12 protein-coding genes and 1 riboswitch are annotated in these 10935 nt (G+C 53.9%); of the genes, 3 read left to right on the top strand and 9 right to left on the bottom strand.

From position 1 onward, the window contains the following. Window positions 1–108: 108 nt before the first annotated feature. The 9 genes from tnpA to yajC form a co-directional block, all read right to left on the bottom strand. Window positions 109–609: an IS200/IS605 family transposase gene (gene tnpA / locus IJL83_08210; protein MBQ6553576.1), complete on the bottom strand. Its 501-nt coding sequence runs from the start codon at window positions 607–609 to the stop codon at window positions 109–111. Between the two features lie 151 nt (window positions 610–760). Next, window positions 761–2869 (bottom strand): hypothetical protein, encoded by a 2109-nt coding sequence (locus tag IJL83_08215; protein MBQ6553577.1) that lies wholly within the window; start codon window positions 2867–2869, stop codon window positions 761–763. Window positions 2870–3010: 141 nt separating this feature from the next. Beyond that, a complete protein-coding gene (locus IJL83_08220) occupies window positions 3011–3841 on the bottom strand; it encodes a YesL family protein (protein ID MBQ6553578.1) in 831 nt (276 codons plus the stop codon). Between the two features lie 22 nt (window positions 3842–3863). Beyond that, complete coding sequence (locus IJL83_08225; GenBank protein ID MBQ6553579.1) at window positions 3864–4505, bottom strand: hypothetical protein; 642 nt, start codon at window positions 4503–4505, stop codon at window positions 3864–3866. Between the two features lie 53 nt (window positions 4506–4558). Continuing rightward, window positions 4559–5356 carry a pyrroline-5-carboxylate reductase gene (gene proC, locus IJL83_08230; GenBank protein MBQ6553580.1) on the bottom strand — a complete coding sequence of 266 codons (798 nt, stop codon included), beginning with the start codon at window positions 5354–5356 and terminating at the stop codon, window positions 4559–4561. A 13-nt stretch (window positions 5357–5369) separates the two neighbouring features. Beyond that, the gene (gene scfB, locus IJL83_08235; protein MBQ6553581.1) at window positions 5370–6740 is read right to left on the bottom strand and encodes a thioether cross-link-forming SCIFF peptide maturase; all 1371 of its coding nucleotides are present in this window, start codon (window positions 6738–6740) and stop codon (window positions 5370–5372) included. A gap of 123 nt (window positions 6741–6863) precedes the next feature. Beyond that, window positions 6864–7007, bottom strand: coding sequence for a six-cysteine ranthipeptide SCIFF (gene scfA / locus IJL83_08240; GenBank protein MBQ6553582.1), 144 nt, complete (start codon window positions 7005–7007; stop codon window positions 6864–6866). A gap of 28 nt (window positions 7008–7035) precedes the next feature. Beyond that, window positions 7036–7428 (bottom strand): TIGR04086 family membrane protein, encoded by a 393-nt coding sequence (locus tag IJL83_08245; protein MBQ6553583.1) that lies wholly within the window; start codon window positions 7426–7428, stop codon window positions 7036–7038. A 62-nt stretch (window positions 7429–7490) separates the two neighbouring features. Next, on the bottom strand, window positions 7491–7853 hold the full coding sequence (yajC, locus tag IJL83_08250) for a preprotein translocase subunit YajC (protein ID MBQ6553584.1): 363 nt from the start codon (window positions 7851–7853) through the stop codon (window positions 7491–7493). Window positions 7854–8062: 209 nt separating this feature from the next. Continuing rightward, window positions 8063–8204, top strand: a riboswitch (FMN riboswitch). A gap of 62 nt (window positions 8205–8266) precedes the next feature. On the opposite strand from yajC, the gene IJL83_08255 reads away from it, so the two are divergent. From IJL83_08255 to metK, 3 genes are all read left to right on the top strand, one after another. Continuing rightward, complete coding sequence (locus tag IJL83_08255; GenBank protein ID MBQ6553585.1) at window positions 8267–8821, top strand: ECF transporter S component; 555 nt, start codon at window positions 8267–8269, stop codon at window positions 8819–8821. A gap of 16 nt (window positions 8822–8837) precedes the next feature. Beyond that, a complete protein-coding gene (locus IJL83_08260; protein ID MBQ6553586.1) occupies window positions 8838–9323 on the top strand; it encodes a small multi-drug export protein in 486 nt (161 codons plus the stop codon). Window positions 9324–9413: 90 nt separating this feature from the next. Next, a complete protein-coding gene (metK, locus tag IJL83_08265; GenBank protein ID MBQ6553587.1) occupies window positions 9414–10580 on the top strand; it encodes a methionine adenosyltransferase in 1167 nt (388 codons plus the stop codon). Window positions 10581–10935 lie beyond the last annotated feature (355 nt).

Consider the following 10935-nt stretch of genomic DNA (forward strand, 5'->3'; position numbering starts at 1 on the left):
AATAAATATCCCCCCGTAAAACGGGGGGTATTTCATTTTCGGGCATAGCCCTTATAATACTGGCGACGCACAAGTGCGTTTTAGATTGGCCTGCCAGCCATGCATCTGTTACTTACTACCCATAAATGGGTCCCGTGGGTCGAACATACTTAATTGGTCTGATTCAGCATCCCTTTTTAACTGCTCACTTATATATTCTTTGATCGCTTTCGTGTTCTTCCCCACGGTGTCCACGTAATATCCCTTGCTCCAAAATTCGCGGTTTCGGTACGCGAATTTCATATTCCCCCATTTCTGGAATATCAGCAACGCGCTCTTACCTTTCAGGTATCCCATAAACCCCGAAACGCTCATTTTGGGCGGGATGCTCACCAACATGTGTATGTGGTCCGGACATACTTCTCCTTCTATTATTTCTACTCCTTTCCACTCACACAACTTCCTCAATATCTCTCGTATTTCCATCCTCCTTTCTGCGAAAAATACTTTCCGCCTATACTTCGGCGCAAACACTATATGATACTTGCAATTCCACTTGGTGTGTGCTAAACTACTTGTGTCATCATTCCCTTTTCCCACATCGAAATCCTCCGTTTGTTTCTTAGTCATGACTGGCAGGTCATTTCTATCTTATCACAAACGGAGGTTTCTTTCATCGGTTAACCTCTTTTGAACCACGCGACTATCGCGTGGTTTTCCTTTGACAATAAAAATACAGCCGCTCGACGAGCGGCTGTATTTTGAAGTTACAGAAAGAAGCTTACTCTTTTACCAAACTGCCGGCGTCGGCAAGTTTCGCCGCAACGCGAAGTATCGCAAGCGCGTCGTTGACTTCTATTTTGCCGTTGCCGTCAATATCGCCGATCTTAATATCAGAGTTTGTCGCCTGCGCGAGTCTTGCCGCGATTCTCAGCGCGGCAAGAGCGTCGGAAACGGAAATCACCTTATCGTCGTCGAAGTCTCCCTTCATATAGTGCCATCCGAGATAGAAATCGTCGCTGGTGTAATCGTTGCCTTCATACCACGCGACTATCTTCAGGTGAAGCGAACCGTCCCAGCCGTCGTTGGGAACGGTGATTGAGTCGTCGTCGACGACGAGCGCGGTCAGTCCCTGGTCAACGTCCCATTCGCCGTTGTCGCCCTGAGCCATGACCTCGATCCTCTCGGGTGTGTGAGACGTCTGCCAGGACGTGCCGGCGCTGTAGCCGATGCGGACGCTCTCGCCTACCGGCTGCTCGACGAAATAGAAGCCGCTCCACGTTATGCTGAAATCCCAGCTTATCGGCTCGTAGCCGTCGAAAGACACCCAGACGCGATATTCGCCGACCTGATCGTACTTACCGTCGAGAGTAAAGCTCTTCGGGAGGTCTTCACGAACCGTTCTCCAATCCTCCGCATCCGTGTCGTATTCTTCGAGCCACGCGGAAACGTGCTCGCGGTCGACATCCCAGGTCACCGTATAGGTCTGACCGCTCGGTACGGTCGCGCCATGCGGATAAACGGTGAAGTAAGGATAGTTGCTCCATTCCGTCCAGTAAGCCTGGCTGTAAACGACCTCGTCGCCCTCGAATACGCCCTTGACGCGGAAATATCTGCCGCTGTCCGCATATTCGGCCTTGTAGTCAAGCGTAAATTCCGCGTCGGGGCCGATGGATTTCAGAGTAGTCCAGCTGCCCTCCTCGCCGGTCTCGCTGACTTCAAGCGAGAGAGACTCCGGAACAGCGTTGGATTCCCAGGTCCAGTTGATGTCGTCGCCGTTTTTCGCCCAGTTGTTGCCGCTCAAGCTGATATACGGCTTGACGTGAGCGCCCGCAATGGAGATGATATTCGACCACGGGCTGCCTTCTTCATAATAATTGTTGCCGGAAATCTTGACTCGCAGTTCGAGCTTATCGCCGGGGTTATACGGCACTTCGTCCTTGTAGAACCACACCTCGCGAACGCCGGAGCTGTACCACGCGCCGTTGACAACGTCGACGTCAAACCAGTCGCCGTTGTTTATGCGCATTTGGGCATAAAAGCCGCCGAGATCACCGTAGCCGCCGATATAAGAGGCTATCTCGGTCGGATAGGTGCTTTCCGGAAGCACATTGTCGAAGAAGAATTTAACGTTGTATTCCTCCTCCGGCCCTTCGCGCAGATCGGAAATGACCGGCGCTTCGAGCTCGTCCGGGAGCTCTGGAACGACGTTGTTGCCGTTTTTGCCGACGGTCGTAACGTCGGACCACGGACTGAGTATCACCTGCGGTTCGGCTTCGTCTTTAGCTTCAAAGTAGTTTATGGCATAGCGCGTGCGGAAGGAGATGGAGTGATTATCGAAATCGAAGTACGCTCTCTCGATGTATTCACCCTCATTGGTGATCGTTCCTCCCACGACAATACCGGGCTGCAGGAAATCGTAAAGATCGAAATTGGTATCGGCGAACCAGAAGAGGTTGGACGAAGAATAGCCGATCCTCGTTTCGAGCGTCACTCTCGAATACGTTTCCGGCAGATCCCACGCGCCGTCTTCACCGGCGGACATCCACTGACCGTTATCGACGCGCATATCGATCTGCACGTGCGAGTTCCACCAATACAGACCGTATTCGTCGGATAAATTACCGCCGTTGCTCTCAATGATAAGATCCTCCATAAGGAAATTATTGACGGATTCCGGCGTTATCTGATAGAGATCAAAATCACACATCCACCATTCATCAAGATCACTGAAGCGATTATGCCACGTGAAATCGGCGATAGGACGCTCGGGCTTCGCTATGCCGCTCGGGAAAAAGGTCCCCGGGAACGACGCCGCGCTCGCGGGCAGGACCGCAGCGAACGGAAGCATCAGGCAAAGCGTGAGGAGAACGGAAATCAACCTTTTCATAACGTTACCTTCCTTTTCGATGATATTCTACTGAAACGTGATAACACATTTACGGAAACATTATACAACAATTCCCGCGTAAAATCAATATTTTTTTCCGAAAAAACGGAGCCGCATATTTACGGCTCCGAAAGCGTATTTTTACTTTTTATTGCTGCCCGTATCGGTGAAAATCGGCTCGTCGCCTTCCTCTTCTCCGGACTCCTTCGCAAGCTGCGCCTGCTCCTCTTCATACGGACCGACGATGTATTTGTAAATCACCGCGAAAGAGTTGTAGTTGATAAGATACCCGCGGAAGCCGATGACCAAAAGCGGCGTTATGACGATGACTATTCCGATGCCGACGCTGCTGCCTATCGTAGCGATATAGTAGAGGATCACAAGTATAAGCAGGCGGACCAGCACTACGAGCAGGTTTCTTAAAAAACCGAGGCAGGAAAGGAAAAATGCGTTTTTGAATATCTTGACGTATCCGAAATCGAACGACACGAGCTGCATATACGTATACATACGCATCATCGTATAGGTAGCCGCGAACGCGAATACAACTCCGAAGCCGAGGAGATAAAAGAAACTCGGCTGCGCAAAAACGCCTTCGTAAATTATCAGACCGCCCATTATTCCGTACCAGCGCAGCGCGATGAACGAAAGCGCGTATACGACAAGGTCGGCGATCCCGAGCGGAAGCGACTTCCAGAAATACTTCGTGAATGTTTCAACGAAATCGCTCCAGAGGAATACTCCCTTTTTGCGCACCATATTGCGAATGATATAGACAAACGCGCAGGTCGCCGCCGGCATCGTCACTACCGGCAGCGAGAAGAGCAGCCATATCAGTCCGAGCAGCGTAAGCTTCCAGAAATTCGTCGTGTAGACGTCAAAGAAATTGAACAGTCCTTTTTCGCGGCGGTCGTCCTTCGATACGCCTCTGCCCTCGCGGGTCTGGTCGTAGTATTTGCTTATAAGTCCCATTTTGACTTCCTTTCAAGAATCCTCACATTACCGGCATGAGCAGTTTCACTCCGAGACAGTGAACGAGCGCGCCGGCGGCGGCCGCGGCCGAGGATAATACAAGTTTAACGAAATATCCGCGCAGGCGCGGAGAGTTCACGCCGGAAACGTCGCCGGCGAAAAGAAACCGCGTCAGCGAGCCGGATATAAGCACCGCGTCCATGGAAAGCACGCAGAGCGAAACGACGGTTATCGCGGCGTAAGGCGCTATCGCGACGATGCAGATCAGCGCGCCCTTCAGGTCGAAGGCGGAGTATATCCCCGTCATCATCACGCCGAAGCCGATGCCGCGGAACGCCGGAACGGCGTAGATCACGGGTGCGGCCGCGGCTGTGAAACCAAGGGTGAAGACTATCGCGACGGTGGTCATACACAGCGCAAAACTATCGAAAAAGTAACCGCCGAAGTCGAACGGCTCGGCGCCGGAAAGTATCGCCGCGAGGCGCGTTCCGCCGCCGAGGAAGTCCGGCAGCTTCGCGAAGCCGCTGACGACGCATCCGAGGATTATCCCCGCGAGAAACAGAAAGTATCCGTTTGTCAGGTATCGCGCAAACGGCTTGTCTTTCGCGTTCTTGCGTTTCGCCACGCGGGGCGTGAAGATTATCTGAGGTAATTTCCTTTTCATTGCTCGTCCCACCTTTTGTAAAAGGTATGACGAGACGGGCAGTCATATGACAGTTATTTCAGATCGAGCTCTTCCGCCCGGCGCGTGCAGGCCTCCATTCCCTCGATCACGGCGTCGTGAACGCCGCGCGCGTCGAGGACGTTGACGGCCTCGATGGTCGTGCCGCCTTTTGAGCAGACGCGGTCGATGAGCTCTTCGGGAGTGATGCCGGAATCGGTCAGCATCTTCGCGCTGCCCTCCAGCACCTTCGCGAATAGACGCAGCGCGGTATCGCGGTCTATCCCCTGCTTTTCCGCGCCGTCCGCGACGGCTTTAGCCAGGTAGTAGACGTAAGCAGGACTGCTTCCGTTGACGCTGATGACGGAGTTCATCATATCCTCGCCGACCTCCTCGACTATGCCGGAGGACGCGAAAAGCGTTTTTACGAATTCGAATTCTTCGCCGCTGACCGGCGCGGAATGCGAAACCGCGGTTGCGCCCAGACCCATAAGCAGCGAGGTGTTCGGCATCACTCGGACGACCTTCGCGTCGTAGCCGAGGAAGCGTTTCACGCTCGCGACGCTAACGCCGGCGGCGATTGAAACGTAGACGGCGTTTTCGTTGCAGGCGCCGAGCTTTTCGAGCAGGGGCTTCATCACCTGCGGCTTGACGGCGAGGACGACGAAGTCGCTGTTTTTCGCTACGTCGAGCTCGTCGGCGCGGACGCTGACGCCGCGTTTGCCGAAGGCGTCCGCCTTCGCGGCGTCGATATCAAACACGTTGATTTTTGCGGGATCGTAACACGTTTTCAGTATTCCGCCGATCATGGTGGAAGCCATATTTCCGCATCCGATAAAGCCGATGTTTTTCATAGAGACCTCCTGATCAGAACTCGACGTGCGCGCCCGCCTCCGCCGCCTTCAGCAGCAGAGCGCATTCGAGGCGCTTTTTCTGCATGAAGCAGGCCTGTTCGTTCGGCGAGTCGATGCTGCCGCCGTAGAAAATATTGCCGGCGGCGCATCCGCCGCTGCAGTTGTATTTCGCGAAGCAGTCGGCGCACTTCGGCTTCGACATGATGCTCGACCGGGCGAATATCCCGCGGATATCGTCTCGGACGATGCCCTCGTCGAGAGAGCCGATCCTGTATTCTTCCATGCCGACGAATTGATGGCACGGGTAAATGCTTCCGTCTGGAGCGACCGCAGCGTATTCGTTGCCCGCTCCGCAGCCCTTGAGACGCTTGACTGCGCAGGGTCCGCCGTCGAGGTCGACCATAAAGTGAAAGAAGTTGACCTTTTTGCCTTCGGCGCGAAGCTTAAGGATGATATTTGTAAGCTTCTCATACTCCTCGGCGATGCGCGGCAGATCTTCGTCGCGGAGCGCGTAGCTTTTGTCCGCGGGCGCGGTTACCGGCTCGATGGATATCTCGTCGAAGCCGAGACCGTAGATATGTTCGAAATCCGCGGCAAAATCGAGGTTTTCGCGGGTGAAGGTCCCGCGCAGGTAGTAGCTCTTGTCTTTCCCGCGCTTTTCGAGGAGCTTTTTGAACTTCGGAACTATGATGTCGTAGGAGCCGGAACCGTCAACGCATTTACGCATTTTATCGTTGACAATCCTTCTGCCGTCAAGCGAAAGCACAACGTTGCTCATCTCGGCGTTTATGAAGTCAATGTTATCGTCGTTGAGAAGCAGGCCGTTCGTCGTAAGCGTGAAGCGGAAGTTCTTTCCCTGCTCTTTTTCGACGCTTCTGGCGTAGGCGACTGTCTCTCTGACGGTTTTCATCGCCATCGTGGGTTCGCCGCCGAAGAAGTCGATCTCGATATTCTTTCTGCCCTTCGAGGCGGCGGTAATGAAGTCTATCGCTTTTCTGCCGGTTTCGGGCGGCATTATGCCGCGCGCTCCGTGGTAGTCGCCCTGCGAGGCGAAGCAGTAGCCGCAGCGCAGGTTGCAGTCGTGCGCGACGTGCAGACACATCGCCTTTATCGGCATGAGCGAGGAATACACCGGCGCGGGGATCTCCTCAGCCGCGGTGTAAAGCATATCGTCGGCGGCGAGCTCCGCAATCTCCGCGACCGCTTCGCGCACGGCGGTTTCGCCGAAGGAGGCCCCGAGCTTTTCGGCGGCTTCATCCGCCGCCGGCAGCTTGTCCGGATACGCTGAAAGCACGGCGTAGGAAACGTCGTCCGGCAGGTGCACCGCGCCGCTCTCCACGTCGAGCGCGATATTCAATCCGTTTTGTCTGAAAGTATGTACCAAAGTTATCACCCATAAGGAAATACGGGCGGACAGCGCCGTTTCAGTGCGTCCGCCCCGTATGAATCGTTTTGATGAAAAAACCGAAACGGGCACCGCCGGTCGCGGCGATGCCCTCTCGCGCTCTTATTTCTTGTTCTCGCACTTCTGGTTGCCGACCGTGCAGGAAGTCTTGCAGGCGGACTGGCATGAAGTCTGGCATTCGCCGCAGCCGCGGGTGTCGCGGTTCTTTTTAAGAGTTCCTTCTGCGATTGTCTTGATGTGTTTCATTTTGATCTGCTCCTTTATATTGATATTCTTATCTGCGATTGACTCCGACGATCCCGCCCAAAGCAGCGAAACCGACGGACAGTCCTGCGCTGATCGCCGCAGCGCTCACGCCGGGAACGGTTTTGCCGGCGATAATACCGGCAAGAAAGGCGACTGCAAACATTACCGCGCCGGTCACGGCGCCGAACTTGATCCCCTTGCTTCCGGCAAGAACTCCGCTGACGAAACCGCCGGCGAACGCCCCGAGCGCCGTCGCCGCGTACGCGAGCACGGTCGCCCAGACGATCGGAAGCGAAAGCCAGAGTATCACTCCGGCGAAAAGCAGCATCAGCAGGATGCTCACGGCAAGCCCCGCCAAAACGCCCTTCAGCGTTATCTTCAATCCGGCCGCGGAAAACAGCCGCGTATTATTTCCGTCCATACGGTACACCTCCGGAACATATTTATTCCGGACGCGGACAAATTATGACGGAAACGAAATTATCAGTTACTCTCGTGGACTACCTTTTCCTGAACGGCCCACCTCTTGACTCTGAACTTCGTGCGGTCAACGCCGGACTCGATGACGAAGCCGTCGTCCTTGACCTGAACGATCCTGCCGACGACGCCGCTGATGGTAACGACTTCATCGCCGACGGTCAGGGTCTTGAGCATTTCTTTCGCTTTCTTTTCCTTCTTTCTCTGCGGCCTGATGAGGAACAGCCACATAAGAACGATGAAGACTACGGGAATAAGCAGCGTCAGATAGCTGGTCCAGTTCGGCGCGGCCTGCTGCGCCTGCGAGCCCTGCTCGGCCTGCTGCTGTTGCTGCTGGCCGATCGGATAGCAGCCGGTAAGCGCGAGCATGAGCATTCCGAGCGCAAGAATCAAAGCTAATACTTTTTTCATCTGTACCTCCAAATACGGATTTAGGCATTAAATACCATACTGGCTATATTATATCTTCCGTGTTAGTATTTTGCAAGTGAATTTTGATATTTTCATAAAAAAATCGCATATGCTCCCAATTGAATGTTTTTCTTGACATTTCGCCCGCGCGGTAATATACTGTCATTGTAAATCTTTGGGGCGGGGTGCGATTCCCCACCGGCGGTGAAAGTCCGCTAACTCCGGCGCGTCCGGAGCCGACACGGTGAAATTCCGTGACCGACGGTGTTGACCGGAAACGGTCTTCAGTCCGGATGAGAAAAGATTTGTTTTCTCCGTTATGAGTCATGCCCCGGTTTACGCGGGCATTTCTTTATGTGGAGGAACAAAAAATGAAAAAGCAACGCATTGATTTGAAAACGGTCGCCGTACTGGCAATGTTCGCGGCGATTTCGATCGTACTGGTCTATCTTGTGCACATACCGATATTCCCGTCGGCGCCGTATCTCGAATACGATCCCGCGGATATAATGATATTTATATGCTCTCTCGCGATCTCGCCGCTCTGGTCGATCGTGCTGACGGTCGTCGTATCGCTGGCGCAGGGGCTGCTGATAAGCGGCTTTAACCTCGGCATCATCATGCACATTGTCGCGACCGGGATCGCGGCTTTCGTCTGCGGAATGATATACAGAAAGCGCCGCACCTTCGTTTCCGCGATTGTCGGTCTCGGAGCCGCCGCGCTCATTGCCACGGCGGTCATGGTGCCGATGAACATCATCTTCACGCCCATTTACACCGGAATGGCGCGTTCGATAGTGGTTACTCTCCTGCCCTTCCCGATAATCCCGTTCAATCTCGTAAAATTCGGCATCAACGCCGTCGTTACCGGACTGCTCTTCAAGCCCGTTATGCTCATCCTCAACAAAACGGGCGTAACAGATTGATAATCGAGGTGGAAACTTGATCGAAGCGATTAAGACGTTCTTTACCGAAACGTTCCCGCCGCAGCTCGCGGTCTTCTTCTGCTCGATGATACCGATCATCGAGCTGCGCGGAGCCATACCTCTCGGATGCGTATTGGGACTGCCCTTCTGGCAGTCCTTCGGCATCGCCGTTATCGGAAACCTGATACCCGCGCCGTTCATACTGCTTTTCATCCACAAGATCATCGGCTGGCTGAAGCGTTTTAAGCTCACGCGCAGGATGGCGCTGTGGGCGGAACGCAGAGCCGAGGTAAAGTCGGAAAGGCGGGAAAACCTGTCGTTCCTCGGGCTCGCGGTTTTCGTCGCGATCCCGCTGCCGGGAACCGGCGCGTGGACCGGCTCGCTCGTCGCGAACTTCCTCGGGATACGCTTCAAAAAGGCGTTTCTCGCCGTTATTCTCGGCGTTCTCGTAGCCGGCGTCGTCGTCACCTGTATTTCTTACGGTATAGCCGGCATATTTTAAGCGATTTCACTTGACAATAAACGCAATATGTTGTAATATATTCAGTTGGAAACCACAACATATTTATTTCAACATACAGGAGGAAAAAGTATGAGCAGATATCTTTTCACCAGCGAATCCGTTACCGAGGGGCATCCCGATAAGGTCTGCGACCGTATCTCCGATTCCGTCCTCGACGCGATAATCGCCAACGACCCCAACGCGCGCGTTGCCTGCGAGACCACCGCGACAACCGGCATCGTCAGCGTTATGGGCGAAATCACCACAACTTCTTACGCCGATATTCCCGGCATCGTCAGAAAGGCGCTCCGCGACATCGGCTACACGAGCGAGTGCGGCTTCGACGCCGACACCTGCGCTGTCGTCACTTCCATAGACGAGCAGTCTCCCGACATCGCCATGGGCGTCGACAAGTCGCTCGAGGACAAGGCCGACAGCGAGAGCATCGGCGGCGGCGCCGGCGACCAGGGCATTATGTTCGGCTTCGCCTGCGACGAAACGCCCGAGCTCATGCCGCTCGCCATTTCCCTCGCTCACAAGCTCGCCAAGCGTCTTACCGCCGTCAGAAAGAACGGCACTCTGCCCTATCTCTTCCCGGACGGAAAGACTCAGGTCACGGTCGAATACGTCGACGGCAAGCCGCAGCGCATCGACACCGTCGTCGTTTCCTCGCAGCACAAAGCCGACGTTTCGCTTGAAACACTCCGTAAGGGAATCATCGAAAACGTCATCTATCCGACCATTCCCGCCGGACTGATCGACGAGAAGACCCGCATCCTGATCAATCCCACCGGCCGCTTCGTAGTCGGCGGGCCCGTCGGCGACTCCGGTCTGACCGGCAGAAAGATCATCGTCGACACCTACGGCGGCTACGCCAGACACGGCGGTGGCGCATTCTCAGGCAAGGATCCGTCAAAGGTGGACAGAAGTGCCGCCTATGCGGCAAGATACGTTGCCAAGAACGTGGTAGCGGCAGGTCTTGCCAAGAAGTGTGAAATTCAGGTTTCATACGCAATCGGTGTTGCCGAACCAGTATCACTCTCAGTAAACACCTTCGGTACCGGTATCATTTCCGAAGCCAAGCTTGTGGATATCATCAGAAAGACTTTTGACCTGAGACCTTACGGTCTGATTGAAATGCTCAATCTCAAGAGACCTATCTATCTTCCAACCGCAAGTTACGGTCACTTCGGTCGTGAAGAATTCCCTTGGGAACAGATCGACAAGGCTGAAGTACTCAGACATCTGGCTAAGTAAATCTTAAATACCTGAAATTAACATGGGGCGGATAACCGCCCCATGTTTTCATTACGGGTTCCGAAAATAAATTCACTCGCAGAGACCATCTTCCTCAGACTTTCCGATCTGCTGATCAATTTTCCTGAAACAGCGTGATTCCATGTCAGTCATGAATACAGCACCGCTGATTACGTCTTCCGTAAGAAACAAAAAAAGTGTCCGCACATACTATACGTCCGGACACTTTTTCTTAATACGTCGTTACTGAAACTTACTTCTTAAGGTAAGCGTTTACGTTGTTTTCGATTCTGGCAAGCAGGTCACTGTCAGATGACTTTTCAAGCTTTTCACCGATAATGTTTTCGTATAGTTC

It is taken from the genome of Clostridia bacterium (assembly GCA_017438525.1).
Lineage (GTDB): Bacteria > Bacillota > Clostridia > Oscillospirales > RGIG8002 > RGIG8002.

Excerpts from the sequence above, each read along its gene's own strand:
- IJL83_08220 (MBQ6553578.1), bottom strand. The coding sequence starts at position 3,841 with ATGGGACTTATAAGCAAATACTACGACCAGACCCGCGAGGGCAGAGGC.
- metK (MBQ6553587.1), top strand. The coding sequence starts at position 9,414 with ATGAGCAGATATCTTTTCACCAGCGAATCCGTTACCGAGGGGCATCCC.
- yajC (MBQ6553584.1), bottom strand. The coding sequence starts at position 7,853 with ATGCTCGCGCTTACCGGCTGCTATCCGATCGGCCAGCAGCAACAGCAG.
- IJL83_08225 (MBQ6553579.1), bottom strand. The coding sequence starts at position 4,505 with ATGAAAAGGAAATTACCTCAGATAATCTTCACGCCCCGCGTGGCGAAA.
- scfA (MBQ6553582.1), bottom strand. The coding sequence starts at position 7,007 with ATGAAACACATCAAGACAATCGCAGAAGGAACTCTTAAAAAGAACCGC.
- IJL83_08255 (MBQ6553585.1), top strand. The coding sequence starts at position 8,267 with ATGAAAAAGCAACGCATTGATTTGAAAACGGTCGCCGTACTGGCAATG.
- proC (MBQ6553580.1), bottom strand. The coding sequence starts at position 5,356 with ATGAAAAACATCGGCTTTATCGGATGCGGAAATATGGCTTCCACCATG.
- IJL83_08245 (MBQ6553583.1), bottom strand. The coding sequence starts at position 7,428 with ATGGACGGAAATAATACGCGGCTGTTTTCCGCGGCCGGATTGAAGATA.
- tnpA (MBQ6553576.1), bottom strand. The coding sequence starts at position 609 with ATGACTAAGAAACAAACGGAGGATTTCGATGTGGGAAAAGGGAATGAT.
- IJL83_08215 (MBQ6553577.1), bottom strand. The coding sequence starts at position 2,869 with ATGAAAAGGTTGATTTCCGTTCTCCTCACGCTTTGCCTGATGCTTCCG.